21 protein-coding genes are annotated in these 25,138 nt (G+C 38.2%); 7 read left to right on the forward strand and 14 right to left on the reverse strand.

Features of this window, described 5'->3' with window-relative positions; translation table 11 throughout:
* Positions 1–114: 114 nt before the first annotated feature.
* The 5 genes from GAB14E_RS08650 (at position 115) to GAB14E_RS08630 (ending at position 8,478) form a co-directional block, all read left to right on the forward strand.
* Positions 115–1,590, forward strand: a complete 1,476-nt coding sequence (locus GAB14E_RS08650) for a TolC family protein (protein ID WP_081967839.1) — start codon at positions 115–117, stop codon at positions 1,588–1,590.
* A 4-nt stretch (positions 1,591–1,594) separates the two neighbouring features.
* Positions 1,595–2,665, forward strand: a complete 1,071-nt coding sequence (locus GAB14E_RS08645) for an efflux RND transporter periplasmic adaptor subunit (protein WP_033082948.1) — start codon at positions 1,595–1,597, stop codon at positions 2,663–2,665.
* Between the two features lie 9 nt (positions 2,666–2,674).
* The gene (locus GAB14E_RS08640) at positions 2,675–5,809 is read left to right on the forward strand and encodes an efflux RND transporter permease subunit (protein ID WP_033082949.1); all 3,135 of its coding nucleotides are present in this window, start codon (positions 2,675–2,677) and stop codon (positions 5,807–5,809) included.
* Positions 5,810–6,030: 221 nt separating this feature from the next.
* Complete coding sequence (locus GAB14E_RS08635; protein WP_033082950.1) at positions 6,031–6,900, forward strand: TrmB family transcriptional regulator; 870 nt, start codon at positions 6,031–6,033, stop codon at positions 6,898–6,900.
* A gap of 57 nt (positions 6,901–6,957) precedes the next feature.
* Positions 6,958–8,478 carry a serine hydrolase domain-containing protein gene (locus GAB14E_RS08630; protein ID WP_033082951.1) on the forward strand — a complete coding sequence of 507 codons (1,521 nt, stop codon included), beginning with the start codon at positions 6,958–6,960 and terminating at the stop codon, positions 8,476–8,478.
* On the opposite strand, the gene GAB14E_RS08625 is transcribed toward GAB14E_RS08630, so the two are convergent.
* The 5 genes from GAB14E_RS08625 to GAB14E_RS08605 all read right to left on the reverse strand — a co-directional run bounded on the left by GAB14E_RS08625 (position 8,479) and on the right by GAB14E_RS08605 (position 13,729).
* Entirely contained in the window at positions 8,479–9,360 is an 882-nt protein-coding gene (locus GAB14E_RS08625; protein ID WP_033082952.1) for a TIGR01777 family oxidoreductase, read from the reverse strand.
* 229 nt (positions 9,361–9,589) lie between these two features.
* Positions 9,590–9,955, reverse strand: a complete 366-nt coding sequence (locus GAB14E_RS08620; RefSeq protein WP_052093780.1) for a YdbL family probable chaperone protein — start codon at positions 9,953–9,955, stop codon at positions 9,590–9,592.
* A gap of 8 nt (positions 9,956–9,963) precedes the next feature.
* A complete protein-coding gene (locus GAB14E_RS08615; RefSeq protein ID WP_033082953.1) occupies positions 9,964–10,146 on the reverse strand; it encodes a YnbE family lipoprotein in 183 nt (60 codons plus the stop codon).
* 84 nt (positions 10,147–10,230) lie between these two features.
* Entirely contained in the window at positions 10,231–12,861 is a 2,631-nt protein-coding gene (locus GAB14E_RS08610) for an intermembrane phospholipid transport protein YdbH family protein (protein ID WP_033082954.1), read from the reverse strand.
* Between the two features lie 136 nt (positions 12,862–12,997).
* Positions 12,998–13,729, reverse strand: coding sequence for a hypothetical protein (locus GAB14E_RS08605; RefSeq protein ID WP_033082955.1), 732 nt, complete (start codon positions 13,727–13,729; stop codon positions 12,998–13,000).
* A gap of 313 nt (positions 13,730–14,042) precedes the next feature.
* Here GAB14E_RS08605 and GAB14E_RS08600 point away from each other — a divergent pair, with 313 nt between their 5' ends.
* Positions 14,043–16,898 carry a CHASE domain-containing protein gene (locus GAB14E_RS08600; RefSeq protein ID WP_052093781.1) on the forward strand — a complete coding sequence of 952 codons (2,856 nt, stop codon included), beginning with the start codon at positions 14,043–14,045 and terminating at the stop codon, positions 16,896–16,898.
* 92 nt (positions 16,899–16,990) lie between these two features.
* Here GAB14E_RS08600 and ahpF read toward each other — a convergent pair whose 3' ends face one another.
* The 8 genes from ahpF to GAB14E_RS08550 form a co-directional block, all read right to left on the reverse strand.
* Positions 16,991–18,574 carry an alkyl hydroperoxide reductase subunit F gene (gene ahpF / locus GAB14E_RS08595; protein ID WP_033082956.1) on the reverse strand — a complete coding sequence of 528 codons (1,584 nt, stop codon included), beginning with the start codon at positions 18,572–18,574 and terminating at the stop codon, positions 16,991–16,993.
* A 241-nt stretch (positions 18,575–18,815) separates the two neighbouring features.
* Positions 18,816–19,400 carry an alkyl hydroperoxide reductase subunit C gene (gene ahpC / locus GAB14E_RS08590; protein ID WP_033082957.1) on the reverse strand — a complete coding sequence of 195 codons (585 nt, stop codon included), beginning with the start codon at positions 19,398–19,400 and terminating at the stop codon, positions 18,816–18,818.
* A gap of 328 nt (positions 19,401–19,728) precedes the next feature.
* Positions 19,729–19,923 carry a hypothetical protein gene (locus GAB14E_RS08585; protein ID WP_033082958.1) on the reverse strand — a complete coding sequence of 65 codons (195 nt, stop codon included), beginning with the start codon at positions 19,921–19,923 and terminating at the stop codon, positions 19,729–19,731.
* 149 nt (positions 19,924–20,072) lie between these two features.
* Positions 20,073–20,498, reverse strand: coding sequence for a T6SS amidase immunity protein Tai4 family protein (locus GAB14E_RS08580; protein ID WP_033082959.1), 426 nt, complete (start codon positions 20,496–20,498; stop codon positions 20,073–20,075).
* A gap of 604 nt (positions 20,499–21,102) precedes the next feature.
* A complete protein-coding gene (locus GAB14E_RS08565) occupies positions 21,103–21,561 on the reverse strand; it encodes a DUF6714 family protein (protein ID WP_033082962.1) in 459 nt (152 codons plus the stop codon).
* Positions 21,562–21,677: 116 nt separating this feature from the next.
* A complete protein-coding gene (locus tag GAB14E_RS08560) occupies positions 21,678–22,013 on the reverse strand; it encodes a hypothetical protein (protein ID WP_033082963.1) in 336 nt (111 codons plus the stop codon).
* A gap of 139 nt (positions 22,014–22,152) precedes the next feature.
* The gene (locus GAB14E_RS08555) at positions 22,153–22,500 is read right to left on the reverse strand and encodes a hypothetical protein (RefSeq protein ID WP_033082964.1); all 348 of its coding nucleotides are present in this window, start codon (positions 22,498–22,500) and stop codon (positions 22,153–22,155) included.
* A 515-nt stretch (positions 22,501–23,015) separates the two neighbouring features.
* Complete coding sequence (locus tag GAB14E_RS08550; RefSeq protein WP_033082965.1) at positions 23,016–23,351, reverse strand: hypothetical protein; 336 nt, start codon at positions 23,349–23,351, stop codon at positions 23,016–23,018.
* Between the two features lie 320 nt (positions 23,352–23,671).
* Here GAB14E_RS08550 and GAB14E_RS08545 point away from each other — a divergent pair, with 320 nt between their 5' ends.
* Positions 23,672–24,826, forward strand: a complete 1,155-nt coding sequence (locus GAB14E_RS08545) for an IS110 family RNA-guided transposase (protein ID WP_033081990.1) — start codon at positions 23,672–23,674, stop codon at positions 24,824–24,826.
* A 14-nt stretch (positions 24,827–24,840) separates the two neighbouring features.
* Here GAB14E_RS08545 and GAB14E_RS25565 read toward each other — a convergent pair whose 3' ends face one another.
* On the reverse strand, positions 24,841–24,972 hold the full coding sequence (locus GAB14E_RS25565; protein ID WP_269429112.1) for a hypothetical protein: 132 nt from the start codon (positions 24,970–24,972) through the stop codon (positions 24,841–24,843).
* Between the last annotated feature and the right edge of the window lie 166 nt (positions 24,973–25,138).

A 25,138-nucleotide genomic window follows, 5' to 3' on the forward strand; every position in this document is an offset into this window, starting at 1 on the left:
GCCTTAGTAGGTGTTAACTGAAAATATCAGTTATTTGTAATTCGCTAGTCGACAATTAATGTAACGAAATACCGTACTTTTAACTTTAAAAGACCAACCGCCCTAGGAATAACAATGTTTTTGTATTATTACCGCTCGTTAATAACCCCTTCTCACGTAGGGAAAATAGCCAGCTTACTCGTCTGCACAATTTCCTTGCTGTTAAGCCCCTACTCACTGGCGAAAGATCCAACCAACACAGATCTGGACAAAATCAACAATGCACAAGCAACAGAGTCAAAAATATTAACACTGGCAGTAGCCATTAAACGAACACTAAAAGAAAACCCAGCTTTTAAGGTGTTTACGCTGCGCCAAGCTGCACTTGATGGCCAACAACAAACGCAAGCGTTAGCGCCTGGCTATCAGTTAGCGTTTGAAGCAGAAAACTTTGCCGGCACAGGGGAATTAAAAGGTTTTGATGGTGCTGAATTTACAGTGTCTTTATCGTCTGTTATTGAAATGGGTGGTAAACGTGATGCTCGTCGTGATTTAGGTGCCCATAGAAGTACGATGTTAGCTGCTGAACGGAAAATTACCGCTTTAACACTCTTGGCAGAAGTTACTCGTCGCTATATTGATGTACTAGCCGCCCAAGAAAGTTTGCAGTTAGCTTTTGATGCAACAAGCTTGGCAGAAGAGGCTTTAATGGCTGTTGAAAAACGTGCCAAAGCAGGCTCTACACCGAAAGCTGAAATAAAACGTGCCATGGCGGCCGTTGGTAATGCTCGTCTAAGTGCTTCATCAAAGCAGCAACAATTTATAGCAGCGAAAATGTCCTTAGCCTTACTTTGGAATGAAAGCTGGAACGAGAAGTGGAATGAAAGATGGAATGCAAGTTCGAATGAAAATTCGGATGATAACTCACCGACATTTGACACAGTTGCCGGGAACCTGTATCACTTTTCTAAAGATGTCTCCTTTGAGCAACTGTATGCCAAGATACAACAAAACCCTGCGATTCTTGCCTTTGCCAATGAAGAGCGGCTTAAGAGTGCGCAATTACGCTTAGCCAAAAGCCAATCAAGTACAGATATACAATGGACGCTTGGGGTGAAACAAATACAAGATGTTGGTGATACCGCTCTTGTAGCGGGTTTTAGCATCCCGTTATTTAGCTCAAGCAATAATTCAGGCGCGATTATGTCAGCGCAAGCAGAGCGAGATGAAGTTCAAGCAAGAAAAATCACCGCTTTACTTAACTTACATAACCAATTGCAACAAGCCTATTCAAGTCGAAAGCAAGCTATTTACACCGCAAACAGCTTGCGAAATACCATTATTCCACTACTTGAAGAAGCACTCGCTGAAACTCAAATTTCCTATCAGAGCGGCCTATACAGCTACCTTGATTATTTAAACGCGAGACAAGAGTTACTACTCGCTCGGCAATCGTTAATTAAATCAGCCACAGCCGCTTTGCGTTTTGGCGCAGACATTGAACAATTGATAGCTGAGCCGCTACCTGCCTCACAGCATTTTCAACCACAAGCATCGCAGCAGTTTCAACAACAAAATTCATTCTCCAATAACCGCTTTACCCAAGGATAATTTCATGAACAATCACCTTTTAACTAACAAGCAGAAGAATGGCCTAAAGAGCGGTTCATTAATGGCTACAGTGCTGGCTACTTTATTATTTACTCTGCCCTTATCCCTAACAAGTTATGCAGCTTCCGCTGTAGAAAACCCTGTAGATGATAAAGCCGGAAAGCATGCTCAGAGCCACATAGATAGTCATGGTGACACCCATTCTGATCCATTATCTATTATCAATACCAACGAACATAGCGACGAGCATGGTGACGAACATGGCGAAGAAGGTCATATTGAAATGTCAGCCGAGATGATGAACAGCGTCGATATTACTACTCAACAAGCCAGTGCCGGTGAAATAAAGCAGCGCTTAACCTTATATGGCACCTCAACTACTGAGCCAAGTGGGGTTAGTTATGTTCGAGCTCGTTTTCCCGGCATGATTACTAAACTCAGCGTTAATGTCGGCGATAAAGTAAAAAAAGGTCAGCTTATTGCGGAAATAGAATCCAATAACAGCTTAACGCGTTACAGCATTTATGCCGCTATTTCTGGAATAATCACCCAGCGTTATGTAAATCCCGGTGAATTAGCCGATGAGCAGGTGTTGGTTACAATTGAAGATCACCAAAAATTATGGCTTGAGTTACAAGTTTTTGCCACACAAAAGCCCAAAGTAACTATCGGCCAAGCGGTAACTATTAGCATGGATCAACAATTTACCGACTCGACCATCACGCAACTATTACCTTCAACAAAAGCTAGCCCTTTTAGTATCGCCAGAGTGCCACTTGATAATACTCAAGGTAATTGGTCTGTCGGCAACTTACTTAGTGGCTCTGTTGTTATTAACAATAAATCAGTGCCGCTCATTATTGATAATCGTGCCATTCAGGTAATGGAAGGTAAAGAAGTGATATTTGTTAAAAATGAACACGGCTTTGCAGTACGTGAGGTGAAATTAGGCCTGAGCGATGGTCAATACTCGCAAGTTTTAGCTGGCTTAAACCAAGGCGAAGTCTACAGCGTTAAAAACAGCTATTTACTCAAAGCCGAACTAGAGAAGTCTAGTGCTGAACATCACCACTAGGAAAGAATTATGATTGAATCACTTTTACGTTTCTCCATTGCCAAACGCTGGCTAATGATTACCTTAACCTTGGTTTTAATGGCGGTTGGATCCTGGAGTTATCAAAAACTTCCCATCGATGCCGTACCCGACATAACCAATGTGCAAGTACAAATTAATACCCGTGCCGATGGTTATTCGCCCTTAGAGACCGAACAGCGCATTACCTATCCGGTTGAAACAGCCTTAACGGGTTTGCCAAATTTATCCTATACCCGCTCACTGTCTCGTTATGGTTTATCGCAGGTAACCGTGGTTTTTGCTGAGGGTACTGATTTATATTTTGCCCGTAGTTTAATCAACGAACGACTTAATGCCATCAAAGGCAAACTACCTGCAGGTTTATCGCCAGAAATGGGGCCAGTTTCTACCGGTCTAGGCGAAATATTCATGTATACCCTAGATGCTGAAACTGATGCTAGGCAAGCCAATGGCAACCCTTATGATGCCACTGCTCTTAGAGAAATACAGGATTGGATCATCAAACCGCAGCTCGCCTTAGTAAAAGGTGTTACTGAGGTAAATACTATCGGTGGTTTTGATAAGCAATATCACATCACGCCATCCCCGAGAAAGATGCTCGAATTTGGCATTTCTTTTGCCGATATACAGACGGCATTAGCGGCCAATAATAGTAATCGTGGTGCTGGTTATATTGAAAGTAATGGTCAACAGCTGACGGTTAGATCGCCAGGGCAATTGAAAACCATTGCTGATATTGAGCAGGTGGTAATCAAAAACCTCAATAATACCCCTATTAAGGTCAGTGATATTAGCGATGTTGCCATAGGTAAAGCTTTACGTACCGGTGCTGCTACTCACAGTGGTAAAGAAACTGTGCTCGGCGCTGCCATGATGTTAGTCGGTGAAAACGCTAGAGAAGTATCCTTAGCGGTCGCAGAAAAACTGGCTCAAGTACAAAAATCTTTACCTCACGGCATTAAACTAACCGCGGTTTATGATAGAACCACCTTAGTTGATAAAGCCATCGCTACAGTACAAAAGAACCTAGTTGAAGGTGCTTTATTGGTGATAGTGGTGTTATTACTGCTATTGGGTAATGTTAGGGCGGCGTTAATTACCGCCGCGGTGATACCCTTAACCATGCTAGCAACGATAACAGGTATGGTACAAGCAGGCGTTTCGGCAAACTTAATGAGTTTAGGCGCATTAGATTTTGGTCTAATCGTCGATGGTGCAGTGATTATTGTCGAAAATGCCACCCGACGCTTAGCTGAATCTCAGCGTCATAACGGCGCCAGATTGGCACTAAAAGATAGGTTACATGTAGTTTTTCAAGCTACTAATGAAGTGATCAGACCGAGCTTATTCGGCGTAATTATTATTACTGTGGTTTATATCCCGCTGTTTTCATTAACAGGTGTTGAAGGAAAAATGTTCCAGCCAATGGCAGCTACTGTCGTTATCGCTTTATTATCAGCCTTAGTATTATCGGTTACTTTAGTCCCTGCGGCTATTGCCTTATTTATGACTGGTGATATCAGTGATAAAGAAAGCCCGGTGATAAAAGTCAGTAAATCCATTTATAAACCCATGTTATATATAGCTATGAGATTTCGTTGGTTAGTGCTTTCTCTCGCTGCTTTACTGGTGGTCTTATGTGCGTGGCTAGCAACAACTTTAGGCTCAGAGTTTATTCCGCAACTTAACGAAGAAGATATTTTATTACAGGCTATTCGCATCCCAGGTACCGGCATTGAACAAGCGGTTGAGATGCAAAAATTACTTGAGCAAAGCGTGATTCAATTTCCACAAGTGCTTAATGTATTTTCAAAAATAGGTACACCTGAAATTGCTAATGATCCTATGCCGCCTAACGTTGCCGATACCTTTATTATGTTAAAACCACGCAGTGAATGGCCAAACGTCAATTTAACTCATGCTGAATTAGCCGCTGACATTATGGCTAAAGTATCAAAACTACCAGGCAATAATTTCGAATTAACTCAACCTATTGAAATGCGTTTTAATGAGCTAATTTCAGGAGTGCGAGCCGATTTAGGTATAAAGGTCATTGGTGATGATCTGCAGCAATTATTAACTTCAGCCAATGCCATCCGTGAAGTACTTGAACAAGTTGACGGTGCTAGTGATATTCAAGTTGAGCAAGTCACTGGTTTACCCATGTTATCAATCGTACCAAAACGAATTGCCCTCGCCCGTTATGGTTTAACGGTTGCTGAGTTACAAGACATTGTTGCTACCGCTATCGGTGGTGAAAATGCAGGTTTGATTTTTGAAGGTGACCGTCGTTTTAATATCGTCGTTAGATTACCTGAGCAGATTAGACGTGATGTTAATAAGTTAAGTGAATTACCAATTTCTTTAGCTAGTGGTGGTTATGTGCCATTGTCAGAGGTAGCAACACTCGATATTGCACCATCACCTAATCAAATCAGTAGAGAAAATGGCAAAAGACGCATAGTGGTTACCGCCAATGTTCGCGGCAAAGATCTCGGCACTTTTGTTAACGAAGTAAAAGCAAAGATCAGCAACGAAGTTGAAATTCCTGCTGGCTATTGGCTAGAGTACGGCGGCACTTTTGAACAACTTGAGTCTGCCAGCAAACGTTTATCGATTGTCCTACCGCTAACCTTAGCACTAATTTTTGGACTATTAATTATGGCTTTTAGTTCAGTAAAAGATGCGCTTATCATTTTCACTGGTATTCCATTGGCGCTAACTGGTGGCGTAATTTCATTATGGTTGCGCGATATGCCACTGTCTATTTCTGCAGGTGTTGGTTTTATTGCCCTATCAGGCGTGGCGGTATTAAATGGCTTAGTAATGTTGGCTTTTATCAGAGAGCTATGTAAAGAACGCGCTGAGCTGCTTACTGCCATTATCGATGGCGCTATGATCAGATTAAGACCCGTATTGATGACGGCATTAGTGGCCGGTTTAGGTTTTGTGCCTATGGCACTTAACGTTGGCACTGGCGCCGAAGTGCAACGGCCGCTAGCCACCGTAGTTATTGGCGGCATTATTTCATCAACATTACTCACGCTTTTGGTATTACCGATACTGTATCGCATTGCTCATCAGCGAAGTTTTAACAACAAACTGGTTAGCTCTCCATTGTAAAACGATAGTTTAAAATATTCTTTTAAAAGTGCCTTATCAGTTAGCAAACTGATAAGGCACTTTTTTTATTCTATAAACACAGCTCTCATGTCAATAAAATAAGGCTCTGCAGCTGATTTATAATTTTCTTGTTACAAACGCCAAAGATATAAAAATTGCATAATCAAAGTGAAACGAATTATAGTAGTATCACTTACTACTACTAAATAAACATTTATCCGATGAGTAAAAACCAACAAAGCCAACAGCAAGTGCTAACCAGCCAATTATGTCTATTAGGCTTCACCCAATTAGAAAGTGAAGTGTACTTACACTTGCTGATCAACGGTGATAATACTGGCTATGCCGTAGCAAAGGGTATTGGCAAAGCAGTAGCGAATGTTTATAAAGCGGTGGAAGGTTTATCAAATAAAGGCGCCGTTGAAATTACGGTAGGTGACAGTAAAATTTGTCACGCGGCCCCATGGCAACAAGTACTAAAGAGCGCCCAATCACGTTTTTCAGAGAACATATCAGAATTAGAGCAGCAGCTAAAACAGCTTCCTGCTCAGCAAGATGATGAGAATGTTTACCAATTAAAAAATACCGAACAAGTGCTTACTACAGCCAAGCTCATCATTGCACAAGCAAGCTCAATTATAGTGGCAGAATTAAAACCTGAGACTGCTGAATACTTTGCCCCCTTTTTAGAGCAAGCGGCAGCACGTGGGGTTGAAGTACGCATTAAGGTTTATCAAGCCATCACTATTAAAGGTGCTCAGATCACCCTTAGACAAAATGGCAAACAGGTTTATGCCAAAACCAATCATAGCTCTTTTAAGCTTTGCGCTGATGGAGAGGATTCATTAACAGCAATATTAACAGCAGACTTATTAGAGGTAATTCAAGCATTTAAATCCAAAAGCGCATTGATATGCATGGAAATGTATTGCGGGTTAATTTACGAATTGATACTAACCGACTTAAAACAGGCCATTCCTGCTGGTGATATCAAACTTTGCCAACAAATATTGGATGAAACTGAACATTTACATCCTTTTTCTACTGAAAATAATGTATTTACTAATTTTAAATCTCGTTATCAACAGTAGCAAGACAATAATAAAAAAAACAATAAACAACTAACGGCTCAATACAAGGAAATTACAATGATTAAAATGACTTATCTAGCCCTATTAAGTACGGTCCTGGCAACCAGTTCTGTACACAACGCACAAGCCACAGACTTTTCAGCGTTAACAAAGTTTGTGAAGCAAGCTAAAGCAACAACAGCATTACCTTCTGGCACCGCCATTGCCATTATCAAAGACGGTAAAATTATTTATCAACAGAACTTTGGCTATAGCGATATCGCCAATAAAAAACCAGTAACTGAAGAAACCACTTTTTATGTTGCCTCAACCACTAAACCTTTTTATGCCTTAAGCACGTTAATTGATATCGATAATAAAGAATTACAAGCCAACGATACTTTAGCAAGCTTATTTCCGAAAGCATCGTTTAAGCAGTTATCCCCTGAAGTACTTAACCGAGTGACGGTACAAGATTTATTGGTACATGGCTCGGGCATAGAAAATGAAGATCTTGGCTGGGCTGTGGCCTATACCGGTATTCATGATTTATCGAGTCGCAAGCAGATGCTATTTGAGCAAACCACCGAACTTGAAAAAAACAAACACGGGGAATTTGATTACACTAATTTTGGTTATAACTTATTGAGTGTTTGGTCAGACTCGAATAATAAACTAACTTGGCAAGAAAAAATGCAAAATAATGTTTTCACGCCACTAGGTATGAAGCACACCAGTTCAGTTATGTCGACAGCGAGAAAAAATGGGGATGTTGCCAAACCTTATTCGTTTATCAACTCTATTGAGCATAAAAAAACCGAACCACTTTATCTTGAGAAAGTTGATAACACCATGCACTCAGCAGGCGGTATGGTGACTTCGGCAAGTGACATGGCACAGATGGTAATTGCCCAGCTCAATCAAGGTAAAGTGAATGGTAAACAAGTTATTCCAGCAAGTATTATTAAAACCTCACAGAGCCAGCAAATAATAGCTGAAGGAAAATATGATGACTTTATTCGTGATGGTTATGCTTGGGGTTGGTTTACCGGTGATTATCATGGCGAGCGTATGTTACATCACTTAGGTGGCTTTGCTGGCACCCATGCCCTTATTTCATTTATGCCTGAAAAAAATATTGGTCTAGTGGTACTTAACAATGAAGACTTTATTAGCCGACGTGTTACCGGTGCAATCAGTCATATAGCTTATTCGATATTATTAGGACAGTCTGATGGTACTGTTGAAGCTAAATCAGGTTTAGAAACGGTGACTTCTGTTGCAGAAGAAATGCCAACCATGCTGGCTAAACATAAAGCTAAATTAGCTAGTAGAGAGTGGCAGCTATCGAATGATAAAAAGGATTACAGCGGCAAGTACGCTCATCCAACATTAGGCAGTATTGAAATAAGTCTTGATGATGAAGAAAACTTCGCCTTAACTTGGGGGCAATTGAAAACCTCAGCATTGGCATTTACCAAACCTAACTCTATCCGAACAGAATTTGTTATGTTTAATGGCAATATGCTTCAGTTTAATCAAGTAGACAATGAAATATCTAGTTTAAGCTACGATGGTAATACTTTTAAAAAACAGTAGTTAGAGCAAATCCGCAAGAGCATACTTAAGGTTACTGTGATTAAAATCAAAACCTTGCTCGAGTAACTTTTGCGGATAAATATTTTGGCTAGTTAGTAATAGTTCAGCCCCTTGCCCCATTAAAATATTGAGCATAGATTCGGGTACGCTAAACCAAGTGGGACGATGTAGTTGTTGTCCTAAAGCTTTGGTAAATTCGGCATTGGTTGATGCCTGTGGCGAAGTACAATTAATAGCGCCGTTAATGCTTGCTGTTAGTATGCAAAATTGAATAGCATGAATCATGTCCTCGATATGTATCCAAGACATATATTGCTGACCATGGCCAAGTTTGCCTCCTAAAGCTAAATAAAATGGTAAGCGCATTTTTGCGAGTGCGCCACCATCATTAGCTAAAACAACACCAGTACGTAACAATACTACTCGGCAATGTTCGCTAGCCTCTTGGGCGATATCTTCCCACTTTTTACATAATAAATGAGCAAAATCCTCATGGCTGACTTGTACTTCTTCACCCGTTAATTTTTTACCCGTTTCACCATAATAACCAATAGCTGAGCCGCTAATCAAACAAGCGGGTTTAAATTTAGCGCGCTTTATCATAGCAATAACTTGTTCAGTTATTTGCCAACGACTTTGACAGATTTTTTCTTTTTGCATTTCAGTCCAGCGCTTATCAACAATAGGTTCACCGGCAAGGTTTATTATCACCTCAAAAGTATTTTGCTCTGGCAATTCTTCGATAAACTCCACGCATTGGGGTAAAATCTTTGCAGCTTTTTGGCTATTACGCGTTAATACGGTGAATTGATACGGCTGCTGAAATGCGTTGATAAAGTGCCTACCGATTAAGCCTGTGCCACCGGTTATTAAGATATTCATCTCGTCTCCTACTAAGATCGACTAACAGGTTAGTCCTTTAATAATAGTAGTAATAATGCTCATTGGAGAGAATAATAAAACCAAAAGCTATTATGCTGATATAAGTAATAAAACCAGTAAATAAAAAACTTAAATTGCTTGGCGATTGTGCACAACAAAATATAAAAAAGCCGCGATACTCAAAAAGTCCCGCGGCTAGTTTTCTATCATTTAAAGCGCTAGTGGTAAATTACTTCTTCACCCACTGGCCAGAAGAATTTTTAATTAAATGTCCTGGCTGTGTCTTAGCAATAGACTTTTCACCCGCTAACTTAGTAACTTGTTGCATAGTGATTTTATTTTTACGCGCTAGGTTCAGGTAAATGTCTTTGCGCTTTTTATTGACCATATCAACTAAACTACTAACTTCAGCACCCGTCACCACCACACCTAAATAGCCATTAGGCATTTCGCCCACAAGGCCCTGCTGTTTAGCTTGATCTAATGAAATGGCCCAGGCTGAAAACGCAATGCTAGAGGCAATGAGTACTAAGCTCACTCTCTTAATTGAAAGTTTAATTGAGTGCTTAATTGAGTGTTTTATTAGTTTATTCATAATTGCTCCTAAAAGATGTCGCTATCGTCACTGAAAATATCATCAAGTTCTTTATCTACTTTGACTCGAATCTCATGGTCAATTTTGAGATTGAGATTAATGGTGATCGGCTCTTTAGCACTTACTTCAACTCTATGAGTACAAGCAGTAAATAAAAAAACAGCTAGCAAAGGTGCCAGTATTTTATACATAAATGTTCCTTATTGTTTTTGTATAGCCATGTTACCTCAATATACAGGATTCAGCTGAGATACCTGAAACTCATATTTGCAATATCATGGCTGTAAGCCTTTGATAACTTTATTCTCAAAGTGCTCGGTGATATTAAGTGACTCTAGCAAACCTAATAAGTCATAGCTAAGATTTAAATTTAAATTAACTTCATTATCTAAATCAGGGTTTCTGCCCTTGATTTCAGTAACCAGCAACATATAACCATCATCAGCCATTGATACTGCTGAAGTTAAATGATGATAATGTAAGTTTTCTAAGGCATTAAATGCCAACTGTAATTCGGTACTACTACTTTTTAACTCTACGACCGCCGGATTATTATAAACTTGAATAAGACCATCACCGACATTGTGCAAACTGCCTTCTTTGATAAGAAATTTCTCACCATCATAAAATATGGGGAATTGCCCTGAAACCTTACCGGTAACAACGATGCCCTGTTTTTTATCTAATTCGAGTAGTTTTTCTAAATCTATTTCAGTTAGTTTAACATCCATAACTGAATCTTTACTGAACGGCCATTGCACCTGAACAATGTCGAAACGACCATCCAACAAATTTCCATGAGTATTTTTAGCTACAAGACTAATTTCTCCCTCTGAAAAATCAATCAAGGTATTCGTCGATAACTGAGTAATAGGTATCGCGGTTTCTATTTTGGCAATGGTCAGATTGTTTATCACTTTAGCATTACCGTTAATATCTGCAGTTAGCGACTTTACTTGGCCATTTTCTATAATAAATTTCTGTTGCCAATGAAGCTCTTGCAACCAAATACCATCGACTTCTCCAGTAACATCTTCTATTGATAACGCTAATAACATCGGATTAGCCAGAAGATCTGCACTATTTTTTATGTGCCCTGATAAATGGTAATTCAACTTACCATCAATAAGATTTAACGGCACAGGTGGTTTCACCTTTAATGCCAATAGGTCAGTAATTAATAGATTGTTTGCTGATAGCTCTACTTTTGGCTGACGTATATCACCGCTTACCTTCGCCATAACTACAGGCAATTGCTCAGCAATAACGTTGGTATTAATCACTATATTATCAAGACTACCACTTAACTTACTATTTAACTCAAGAGCATTAAGATGAATAGTTTTAGCAAGATTAAAGTGGCTAACCTGGTTATTCACTTGCAGATCAAAAGTCAGACCGGCATGACTATTATCCAGACTTTTCTCCGTATTTTTAGCAAAAAACACATTGCCTTGCCATCGACTAATGAGTGATTCAATGCTTGGTGCTTGTTGAGCAGCTTTTCTTTTTGCATCAGTAGACTTAGTTAGCGGTAGGCTTAACTGAGTTATTTCAATGAAAGTTTCTTGGCCTAAGCCAACTAACCAAACATCACTTTGCTGAGTAATTTTACCAGTAATATTTAACTTTAGGGGACGTGTACTATACGGCTGTAATTGAGCAATTTTGGCTTGACCTGTTAGTGAGAATTGCGCTTTTTGCAGGTTAACCGTGAGTTCTGATTCATCAGTATAATTAAAGGCTATATTATTAAATGAAAGTATCAGCGGTTTAGTTAAGTTGGTACTGAACAACGTCACACCATCGCTGGTTATATTTTGTTGTTTAAAGTCTACTTTTATTAAACCTAAAGGCTTAATAGCCACCTTATGCATTGCGTTGTCTGCAACTAATTGTTTCAGTTGTTTATCGTTCACTTGCGCAGAAAAAAACTCTGTCAGTTTTTGCTGCTCAAAAAGCAGTTTAATGACACTATTTTTAGCAAAATCAATTTGCAGGTTTTCACCCGCTAAAGAAGCTTGCCAAGCCAATGTTGCGCCGACGCCAATAGACCCTGACTGTGCAAAACCTTGCTTAGTCTGAAAAGAAAAATTACTGAGTTTGTTTTTCAGACTCAATACTTGTTTATGCCAGCCAATCTGGCTGCTAAATTTACCAGTAACAGACCAAGCAGTATTTTTTCTATGTATTAATAGCTCGGATAATGCTGGCGGTAATATAGAATGATGAAGTTTTAACAGCTGTTTTAACTTAGCTAAATCAGCATTTAGATTGGCCGTAAAGTCTGCCTCTGTTCGAGTCAAATCCAGCGACACTACTTGTGCTTTTGTAGCATTAAATAAAGATAAGAAGGTTTTCTCTGTATTAGCTGAAAACTTACCTTGATAACTTTGTTTTGCTTTATCAGTATCATTAACAGAATCAGCAAAAAATGGCTGGTAACTAAAGCTGTCGATATTGATAGCAATAGGCAAAGTAAATTCAGCTATGCCATACATTAACTGCCTTATACTACTAGGTAATTTGTTAAGCGGTACATGTGATTGAGTTGGGCTTGATGTTAAGCCAACATCAGTTTTAACACGCACTTTTGCCGAGGTAATTTTGATCGCCGAAATTACTTCAGCTATTTTATCTATCGCTAAATTACTCGGTTCAAACCGCCACTCAATGATGCTATCAACTAACTCAATATCAGCATAGGGTGAGTCAATGCATAACTTAGTAATAACCAAATCAAATTCAGCATTAACGGTAAAATCGATGCAGCGTATTGTGCTGTTGTGTTGCGTTAAATAATCATTTACTAAAGAAGTGACCACAGAACTACGGGCAAAGAATACAGAGACAAGGGCAACAACAATGACCAAAAAAATGGCTAAAGTAACTTTAAAAAAACGCAATTATAATCCCTTACCATCAATATGAATGTGATAGCTATACAGCCGTGCCATGAGCCTAGCATTTTGTTCTATTGAGTATATCAGAAAGTCATTGTTACTAGATTAGTATATCGAACAAAATAAAAGCCTTAAACTACTACCTAAAAGCTAACTCAATATATTGATTCACCTTATCGTTATTCAATCTTTGTGGGGATAAGCGGTCAACAATTTCCAGCGCTTGATGTACCTTAGACAATCCTATTTGATCATCAGTGGGTAAATCTGTAAATGATTTATCATTGATAGTCTCTTTAAGTAAAAGTAATGTATTTTGCAGCGATGATTTAAAATCTGCTTGCTGCTTCTGCTCTTCAACATTCACTAGGATTGCTTTGGCGGTAGTTAGTGCGGCAGTTAAAGCTACTATGGTTTCACTTTCAGTGACTACCTCATCAGCTTGGGTATCATTATCGGTTTCACTGGCTTTATCGACATTCAGACGTTCAATAAAATTACCAATATAACTCGTTAATACGGTAGTCGACATTTGTTCGTTAATCTCATCATTTGACTTATTTACAGTATCACTAGTTAACGCGGCATAATCACCTTTTGATATAAGGCCAAATTGGTAAAGTTTTTCTTTCAACTTGCCTATATCATCAAATGTCAGTTGGGCACCACTAAAAAATTCAGTGCTAATGGCATTTATTTTATGAGCTTTACTTGATAAAAATATATTGTCGGCAACATCAGTTGCTCCCTCACTTTTAATACTATTTTCAGCAAGCTTTTCTGTGGCCGTTTGTATTTCAGTGGCATTATTTTTCGTCACTGTTGAATTATTATTAAAAATGGCACCATAAAGGCCTAAATCATTGATCATTTGATCATTCCCACAATATATTGACGCTTCTATTGCAAGCAATTTATGCACCACTTAGCTTGTAGCTTTAATTATGCTAAAATCAGCCTTAACAAGCGCCGCAAGTTGATACTTAAAGAATAGATATTCAGGAAGCATAAACAGCAGAAAATAATCTGATTAAAATCCGCTAAAGCAAAAACCTAACTAAACACATTTTCGTGAAGCAACGTTATATTTACCAAGCATAACAAAAACTTCCAACATGTTGTAAATATGCACTTTTGGTTTATAGTTAATTTCAGCCCAAAGAAATTATAAGCAAAGGTATTTTGTGGAAAACACCTTCCCATCAAAAGACATTTATTCACTCGCTAAAACTTGGCATTTATATTTAACACTATTTGCTAGTTATATTATTTCCGGCTACTTTTTATCATCCATTACTTTTGAAAGCCAAATAATCTATATTTGGCTACCGGCTGGTATAGCACTGGTCGGCTGCTATTTATGGTGGTGGCGATTTTTCCCAGCAGTATTTTTGGCATCCTACATTTTTAACTTTTCATTTACCCTTAACTTTGACTCAACACTTTTATTTTCAACCGCCTCTATACAAAATGCAATTATAGCGACTGGTGCCGGCTTGCAAGCTATGGTGGGTAGTGCACTACTTAGATATTGGCTTGGTAATCCAATCAACCAATGGCAGAACAAAAACACTATCTATTTCATTTTTATTGTCGGTATTCTTGTTAATCTTATATCGGCAACTATAGGGGTGAGTGCTCTTACTGCATTAAATCCTCAATATACTGCTGATGATTTTCAATTAAATTGGATTTTTTGGTGGTTAGGTGATTCATTAGGAATAATACTGTCCTTACCCTTTATCTTCAGTTTACTTAACTTTCGTCAATTACAAACTGAGCAGCGTAAAGCTAGGTGGATAATTTTATATTCTGTCAGTGCTCTGTTTATCATTATTATTTTGCTAACCCAGTTTTTTATTACTAACTCCAATGTAGATACCGATGAACTGGTAACCAAAGAAGTAAAAGTAATAGAAAATAGTATTTACCGACAAATAAGCAGCAGCATTGCCCAATTAAGTTTATTAGCTGACTTCGTTCAACACCACCCAGATGCCTCACGTGCAGAGTTTCACTCCTTTGTTTATAGCCTCACACAAAGTGCTAACACGCTTAAAGCTATGTCTTGGAACCCACTGATTAAACAAGCAGAAAAAGCCGAACATGAGAGTCAGCTGATACATATATATCAAAAAGAGGTCGCAATACGAGGTAAACCTTTATCTATTGAGGATGATATGGTTTATGTGAAACTCATCAGTCCAGAGGAAGGCAATAGTAAAGCAATAGGTTTTAATGTTTATTCAAATCCGTCACGAAAAATGACCCTAGATAATACGATGGTAAATTATCAACCACAGGCGACCCCCATTATTCAGCTAGTACAATCATTTAAAAAAGAACCAGCATTTTTACTATTTTTTCCCGTGTTTGAACAATCCCAACAAGAATTAAAAACAGCTCATAGAAAATTACTTGGCTTTGCAACAGGAGTATTTTTAGCAGATAAAATAATTAATAATGCTATTAGTGAGTCACAACAAAAGCTCTTTCATTTTAAGGTATTTGAGCAAAACAAAGCAAAATGGTTTATCGCTAATACTCAAGAGAACCATCAAAGATCAAAAGATATAAACAAACAATTTAGCCACGCTTTTAATGTTGCAGGCCAAACTTGGTATATTCACTTATCCGTTAACAAAAATTATCTTAGCCAGCAACAGAGCCAAGACTTTTTGCAGTTTTTCTTATTACTGGTTGTTATAGCAACTACTATCATTACCTCACTATTACTGATGAACAATAGGCAACTGCAACTCAATAACTTAGTTGAGCAACGCACGGAATCTTTAAAGGTGGCAATGGAAGAAGCAAACTACGCAAATCAGGCCAAAAGTCAGTTTCTAGCAAATATGAGTCATGAAATTAGAACGCCGATGAACTCAGTACTTGGTTTTGCCCAACTAGCTAAAGCATCCAACAATTTTGATGAAATAAAATCTTATTTACAGCACATTGATATATCATCCGACATACTGCTGCACATAGTAAATAACATACTTGATATCTCAAAAATTGAAGCCGAGCAGTTATTCCTTACCAATGAAGCGTTTGATCTGCACTTAGTTTTACATCGTATTTATAGTTTATTTGAAGGTCAAGCGAGTAACAAAAAACTCACTTGGCATTTAAACGATAATATCCCGGAAGCGGTGAATTTTATGGGCGATCGAACTCGCATAGAACAAGTATTAATGAACTTGTGCGGTAACGCGATGAAATTTACTCATAGTGGCAGTGTTTCTCTTAGCGCAGACTTGTTGAAAATTTCAGAAAACAAAGCACTTATATCGTTAAAAATAAAAGATACCGGTATTGGCATTGCTAAAGAGCGAATTGATAGTCTATTCCAACCTTTCACTCAAGTGGATGATTCTACCTCCCGTGATTTTGGTGGCACAGGTTTAGGCTTAACTATAGCCAAGAAACTTAGCCGACTGATGGCAGGAGATATCAGCATAAAAAGTGAAGTGACCATGGGCACTACTTTTACCTTTACCTGTTGGCTGCCCCTTACTCACACTCTGCCTAAAGCAGCGAAATTAGGGGAGAACGCATTTCAGCAACTAGCAAATCAACAAGAACAAAGTAAATCGTATCAATCAGAACAAAAGGTTACAGCTTATAGCGCCATTAATGATCTATCCCAACTAAAAGTATTAGTTGCTGAAGATAACCACATAAATCAAAAATTGATAAAAACGGTGTTAACCAAATTGGGCATTGACCCAGTAATTGTTGAAAATGGTCAACTGGCCATCGACTATTTGCAAAAAGAGCCCATAGACGTAATTTTGATGGATTGTCAGATGCCAGTACTAGATGGTTATCAAGCAACTGAAAAAATTAGAGCAATGCCAAGGTACGCTAATTTAGCTATTTTTGCTTTAACTGCCGATGCAGATACGCGCAGCAAAGACAAGGCGATGTCAGTCGGATTTACTAAACATCTCGCTAAACCTATTAACATTGAGCAATTAACCGCCTGTTTGCTTGAAGTGGCTACAGTAGTAAGTTTGAAGAAGCTCAGGCTTTAGTGCTGCATGAATAAAAAGAAATCATCTTTATAAATAAAAAACCGCTTAAAATTAATTTAAGCGGTTTTATTTATAAAACAGAGTTGAATATTTTAAACATCTTGGCGAATAAGGTAATCAAAACCGCCTAGTGCTGCATTAGCACCACTGCCCATAGCAATAATAATTTGCTTAAAAGGGCTATTGGTTACATCACCGGCAGCAAATACACCCGCAATTGAAGTTTCACCGCGAGCACCGGCAATAATTTCACCGCGATTAGTTAACTCTATATCACCTTGTAAAAACTCACTGTTAGGCATTAAACCTATTTGTACAAAAATGCCCGCTAATGTTAACTCATGGCTTTCATCCGTGCTGCGATCAGTGTAGCTCAAACTAGTTACTCGTTTACCGTCGCCATTAACTTGTGTAGTTTGTGCATTGGTAATAATTGTTACATTGGTCAATGAGTTCGCTTTTCTCACTAATACTTCATCAGCACGTAAAGTCTCAGCAAATTCTAATACCGTGACATGTTCAACAAGTCCTGCTAAATCAATGGCCGCTTCGATACCTGAATTACCGCCACCAATTACGGCTACTGGTTTGCCTTTAAATAATGGTCCGTCACAATGAGGGCAATAAGCAACACCTTTACCGCGATATTCATGTTCACCCGGCACGTTCATTTCACGCCAGCGTGCACCTGTTGCCAATACTACCGCTTTACTCTTAAGTACCGCACCATTTTCCAGACTGACTTCAATTAAGCCCGTTTCTTCGTTGCGTTTCACTTTACTGGCTTTATTACTATTCATTATATCAACATCATAATCACGCACATGCTCTTCTAAGCTGGCAACAAGTTTTGGACCTTGCGTGGCTTTGACTGAAATAAAGTTTTCAATGGCCATGGTATCACTGACTTGTCCACCGAACCTATCGGCGACTAAACCAGTACTAATTCCTTTTCGTGCTGCATAAATTGCCGCAGCAGCGCCCGCTGGTCCGCCACCAACAACTAAGAAGTCATAAACAGCTTTACTCTCAAGCGCTTTGGCTTGACGGACACCGGCACTTTTATCAACTTTATTTAATACATCCGTTAATGACATGCGTCCTTGACCGAATGACTCGCCATTTAAATAAACCGTGGGTACAGACATGATGTCGCGATCAAATACTTCAGTTTGAAATAATGAGCCGTCAATCATGGTATGTTTTATTAACGGATTGATTGCCGCCATCATATTTAACGCTTGCACTACATCGGGACAATTTTGACAGCTTAGTGAAATATAGGTCTCAAATTCGAACTCACCGTCAAGATTTCGCACTTGTTCAATTTGTTCGGCAGAAAGTTTTAATGGGTGTGAACCGCTGTGTAATAACGCCATGACCAGCGAGGTAAATTCATGACCCATAGGTAAGCCAGCAAAACGCATTTCACTACCCGTTGCTACCGAGCGCACTAACATAGATGGCACTCGTTCATTGCTCGCTTGCTCAGATTTACTAGAGGAAAGGTTACCATCTATAGCAGTAACCAGTGGAGATAACTCAACGATTTGGTTTACTAATTGGCTAAGCTCTTTTGCCTTAGGACTTTCATCAGTAAAGGTGACCAGCTCGACTGGTGTTTTTAAATTTTCTAAATAACTTTTTAATTGTGTTTGTAAATTTGTGTCTAACATAATGACCTCTATAGATATTCAAGGAGAAATAGGGAAAGTGATAAGGAAAAGGAACTTTAGTTAAAAGGATCGCAGCAAGATTGTTAATTCACTGCTGTGATCCTAATTTTGATTTTAGGCTTAAATTAAATGCCTCCTACTTGAGGCGCGAGGAATGAGCATAGGCTTTCTATGCGACTTCCGAGCAACAAAAAGTAGGTGGTAGTTAAATAAGCCTAAGGAAAACTTAACTAATCAAACTTTAGATTTTACCTACTAAGTCTAGAGATGGCGCTAAAGTATCTGCACCTGGCTGCCATGCTGCTGGACATACTTCACCGTCATGCTCTGCTACATATTGAGCAGCTTTAACTTTACGAAGTAATTCTGCAGCGCTACGGCCTATACCTAGGTCATGTACTTCAGCGATTTTGATTTCGCCTTCAGGGTTAATTACAAACGTACCACGAAGTGCTAAACCTTCTTCTTCAATCATGACCCCGAAGTTACGCGTGATTGCGCCAGTTGGGTCACCAATCATAGGGTATTTTATTTTGTTAATAGTATCTGAAACGTCATGCCATGCTTTATGAGTAAAGTGGGTATCAGTTGATACTGAGTAAACTTCAACACCCATTTTTTGTAATTCCGCATAGTGGTCTGCCATGTCGCCTAATTCAGTAGGACAAACAAAAGTGAAGTCAGCTGGGTAGAAGAAGAATACTGACCATTTATCGGCAACATCTTTTTCGCTTAATTCAACAAACTCACCGTTGTGAAAAGCAGTAGCGTTAAAAGGTTGTAATTTAGTATTGATTATTGATTGATTAGAAAGTGATTGGTTCATAATGAACTCCCATTTAGTTAAGTAGATTAAGTAACTTTGTTTGAAGCCTACTTCTTATAAGAACTTAGCTTATAAAAAGTAGTGCTTCGTTTAAGATGGGATAATAATAGCGCCGAGGTTTAAATTAGTATAATCGATAGTAATTATGAATATGATAGGTGAAAACTATCAATAAAATTACTCTATCAAAGAAGTGTTATAAAGAATGAGCATGGCTGATTAGTCATTAGCTATTAAAGCTAATTGCACCGCCTGGATTAGATTTTATATCGATAGGGCCTAAGTCTAGGTGTGGCAATCATCACCTAGACTTACTTGTTATGTAAACTTATAACCCAGCTGCTTTTCTTGCACGATTACGTACATCAGCTGCAAAGTCTAAACCTTTGGAAAATAAAGCCTCTGCTTCAGTAAGTTTTCCGTCATCGCTATCAGCCATGAGGATTGAATTTGATAACACACCATAAAGAGATGATATTTGATTTTGGTAAGCTACCTCGATAGCTTTTTCGATTTGTTTCATTATTTTCCTTAATTTATTTATCACTAGAATTATTGAATTCAGAAGTGAGGTTTACCAACGCTAAGCTAAAAAATGCAGTTGGCTATAATGTATGACACGAGAACGAGCCAACTGTCATTTTCCGTTTGAGCGCCTTGATACAGGCATTTCTACGTACAGTGTTTAATATATTCCTCTTGATCCAACCAAGACTCTTTATTTTTACAAGGGTCATATTGAATAAATACATTTTCAAGATCTGGTGAGTTATATAAATCTATACATTTCATTAAGTTTATTTGCCCCCCATTCTTACTTGCGTAATCTTTATTTAACCATTTTGATATGAGACTTCTTGAGGCTTCATAGGCACTCAAATCAATATTTGAAAACTCTCGATAACCATTTGCAGCAAGGGAAGCTTCTTTCAATAAAGCATCAGAGCTTTCGCCGTATGCCATATTCATACAAACAGCCAATGTAAAATTTTTAAACTTAACTTTATCAGTATCTTCTTTAAATGAGTATTCATTGGAAACACAGGAAGATGAGAAAATAGTAAGTAGTGTTAACGATATTAATTTTCTAATTTCCATCCGTAAACCCTCTTTGATTGAGTAAAGTAGCATTATTTTCATTAATCGAGTATTTAAGTGAGGGAAATTCCTTTTGGATATCATCCTCAACTACCTGTAACAAAATATCCTTTCCTGTACCAACGCCCCAATAACGAGCAAATAACACTTGACTCAAATGGTAAACGAAGTGAACAAAACCCAAGCATTACTTGTCCACTTTAATTGGCTTATGCATTTGATTTACCAGGTATATTTAAACACAGTATAACCAACTACGCACCACAATAGGAAGCCAACAAGCCTAACAAAAACTTTGGAATGATTGTCAGGGATAAAGGACATGGGATCTGACCTAGGAGGATATTTACCAAAGGTCGTTACTTTTAGGACAAGCCAACCTGAGTAATAAAGCAAAGGCCACAACGTATAAGCTAAGATTTCCCCTAGCGTATAAAAGAAACCTTCTACTACTGCTTCCAACATAAATTAATCCTTTAATATTGCAGTTTTAACCAAAACTCTAAAAACCAACGCCTAATTAACAGGCAAAAAATTGTTGGCTAAAATAAGTGAACGGAGTGAACAAAAAGCCAACTGTTTTTTGTCCTTGTTTAATTTCTTGTTAGTTTTTGTACCAATACCCCTGTAATGCTCTTTCAATGTCAGGCTTATCAAAATCATATTCAGGTTGTGCTGCACACCACTCCAGAAACATAGCGACACAACGCTTTTGATTAGCGTTTAATAATTTGAATATATCAGGGTTAGATATAGATAATGAAGTTAAAGGTAAAATAGGTCCTATATTTAATTTATCATTTAGTTCAGCAATAATAAAAGCGGGAAGATGAAACAACATTCCTTGAGCATCAAAGTAAGACAAGCTGCTATCACAATGGAAAAGAGCCTCATTTGACAGCTTTAGCCAATCATCCTTTATGTCTTTTTTTCTCGCAATAATTTGATCATCTTTACTTTCATAATCGTCAATCGCCTGAGCTTCCCATAGACCAATTCCGTCTTTGAGTTTAACGTCTTTGAAAGCAGAGATTATTTCATTTTTTATAGATTCGATACACATAGGCTTAATAAAAAACTAACACCCTAATAATGGGCTAAAAATAATTTGCTGAATGTTGAGCGACGAAAACAGAAAACTATTTTTAGTCCTTATTTATTAGCTTGTTATAAGGTACTTTACCAAGTGTATTTATTAAGTAAAGCATTTGCATGTGACTGTACTTCAAGCCAACTTTTATTTTCCAGTAACCCTTTTACGCCGTCACTACTTGGAATGTCTTTAACTCTTAAATCATAGAACTCATTAAAGAGTGATAGATCTTCGAGCTCTTTCGCACTAAAAGAATTTAAGAATAGCTCTGAATTTGAGTGATAAAGATCATCAAACCACATACAAATTAATTCAGATGAAACATTAGCGATAGATACATTATTTTCGTATTCAAATTGTTTTTGGGAAGAAGAAATCAGCCTAATAAAGTCGATAATACTTTTGCGCAACTCCATACTCATACTTGTACTTGTACCTTATAACTCCCTCAATGGTATGGACTCCTCACCTTTGGCCAAAATAGGTTAAGCTGAAAACGCCAATCAATAGGAGCCCAAATCATTGAAAACAGACAACTGTTTTATGTCCTGCTTTAACAGCTTATATGCTCACACTGCAATTTAAGGTAGTTCTACCGTTTTCAATTGCTACGTTAGATTCTGTTTGTTTAACTTCGACGCTATATTTATTCAATGCTTTCTTGGCTTTTTCAACTGCAGCATCAATACACTTGCTACTTGAAATTGCATGAGATTCATTCTCTGGGACTTGGTAAGAGAACTTAAATCTATTACTTTCATCTTTGGACTCTGACATTTCATCTTTAACAGAATGATAAAGATTTTTACCTGCACGAACAGAATCAGATACTAGGTTTTCAGGGGCCTTTACCGTAACACAGCCTGTTGTAATGAATAAACAACTGACTAAAATAACGTTTGATTTCATTTTTATCCTTAAATTGACTCCGAAATTTAATGGAGCATATAACAGCTTATTAGAAGATAAAATGTCATATTTAAACACGAGTTTTTATCTCTTTTCATTTTTATAAAATCACAATAACCTACAACAAACATGCAATCAATAAGTTACAAAGAACAGCAAACTGGTTGATGTGTGAAATACGGGTTTATGCCTTATTTCACACAAACAGACAGAAACACCGTAACTTGTAAAAATAAACAGCACAACAATATATTTGTTTGGCTGCGGCTAAAAAATACCGAGTGATATCTCGTAATACAAAGATTACCTTTTTAACAGATTCATTAGAAAACATATGGCAAAAAATTAAATACTAATGTCACCTAAGGCACTTTTATGACGTTAGCTTTCGGTGAGGAAAAACTACCAGTGTTCGTTGTTCTAAGGTCACTAGTTACCACACTATAGTCTTTAGCTATTGCGGCTAATTAGACTATTGGATTAAATTTTGGTGTCCGTTTGAATGCATTATACTTTTATAGGACTTTTAAATGTCGTAATTTACCAACGCCAGCCCAACTAGGGAAATTTTCACATGTATGAGCAGCATCATCTAAGTAAATTGAAAGTTTTTTTCCTGCCATTTGAGCTGCCAGAGCTAAAGAGACATTCATATTGCCTGTTGTACCATCTGAAATCATTATCCAAGTACTATTACTTTGCTCCTTTAATTTCCCGTTTAGGTGCACATTATTTGTTTTCGTTCCGTGAGTGACCACTGTATAGTAATCAAATTCACACCAGCCTTCAGCGTACACACTATTGGATATTAGTAATGCAAAAATAGTTGAATAATAAATACTTTTTTTCATAGTTTAACCTTCTTAAAATTGAGTAAAATTTACCACTTATTATATAGACGTCTCCCCCCCCACCTACTCGATTGCTTCAGAATCTAGCTTAAAACTCTTAATTCTTATTCATTTGGTTATTTTTAACTAACTATTGGTTAAAAACTAAAGATCACTTTTACCACACAACGGACATTAGCTATTGCGTCTAATTAGACTATTGGATTAGATTTTGTATCGATAGACATAATGACTCCCACGAGGTGCTAGCCTCCAGATTCGTGGGTTAGTAAAACCAGAGCCATAATATATGTGTTAAACAATATAAACTGGAGGCTAACATGTACAAATATAACATACTTTTCATCGGCTTAGATACCCATAAAGTGTCTACCGAAGTGGCACATGTAGAAGACCAACGTGGTGCAAAACCCGTTCATTATGGAAAAATAAAAACGACCAAAGCAGCCATTACAAAATTGGCTCGGCAATATCAATCCAAATACCCACAGGCGACACTACATTTTGTTTATGAAGCAGGCCCCTGTGGTTATTGGATTTACCGATTACTGACCAGCTTGAGTCATTGCTGCTATGTCGTTGCCCCCTCATTAATTCCAAAGAAACCAGGAGATAAAGTAAAAACTGACAAACGTGATGCGTTGAAATTAACCAAACTGCTTAAGGATGAAGAATTAACACCCATATATGTGCCAGAGCCTGAAGACGAAGCAATACGCGACCTATCAAGGGCAAGAGAAACAGCGATGAAAGACTTAAAGGATGCTAAATATCAACTTAAGGCCCTATTTCTTCGTAATAACATCAGCTGTAAGGTCAACGATAATTGGTCACTTCAACACCTTCGTTGGTTGACTGAGCTCATTTTACCTCACCCAAGCCAACAAATCGTTTTGCAAGAAATGATACAAGTTATCACTGAGCGAATACAGCGAGAGAAACGACTGGCCAATGAATTATTTCATCAGGTGAAGTCGTGGCGGTTTTATCCTGTAGTTAAAGCACTTCAAGCCGTCAGAGGTGTTCGACTGCTTATCGCAACGGGTATTGTCGCAGAGCTTGGCGATTTAAGGCGCTTTGACCATCCAAAAAAGCTCATGTCGTATCTAGGATTAGTCTCAAAAGAGCACAGCAGTGGTGATAAACGGCGGTTAGGTAGCATTACCAAATGTGGCAATGGACGAGCAAGGCGTTTACTTGTTCAAGGCGCTCATACATATAAGCACAAAGCCAATATATCGACAGAATTACAAAAGCGTCAGGAAGGCTTACCCAAAGAAATTACCGATATTGCTTGGCAGGCCCAACTTAGGCTGTGCCGACGATACAATCGGCTGCTGAGTAGAGGAAAACATCGTAATGTCGTGGTGATAGCCATTGCCAGAGAGATGGCCGCTTACCTGTGGGCTATTGCCCGTGAAGTAGTCATTACGCCAGTTGATACACGATTAAGAATATCGAGAGTACCTGCATGATAAAAAGTTTTGAGTTAGCGCATTGGGTCAAGCATCGGCTGTGGCATAACCACCGAGGGCGTTAGGCTGGCAACGGTATTTATTATCGTTGAACCACGAGCATAGACTGAAATCAGGTGCCACGACGGAATAAGTAAGGTCGGCACTGCTAACCAACAGGTTAGTAATCCACGAATATCAGCATGATAACCGACGAAATTACTTGCTTCATCTATGCGTTAACTCTTTTATTTTAAAAGTAGACATTATGGCTCTAAATTAATGAGCAGGGATCGGTGTATTTAACTTGACGTGGGGAGTCATACCAACGCC

Origin of the sequence: Colwellia psychrerythraea (assembly GCF_000764185.1) — a bacterium.
GTDB classification, from domain to species: domain Bacteria; phylum Pseudomonadota; class Gammaproteobacteria; order Enterobacterales; family Alteromonadaceae; genus Colwellia; species Colwellia psychrerythraea_B.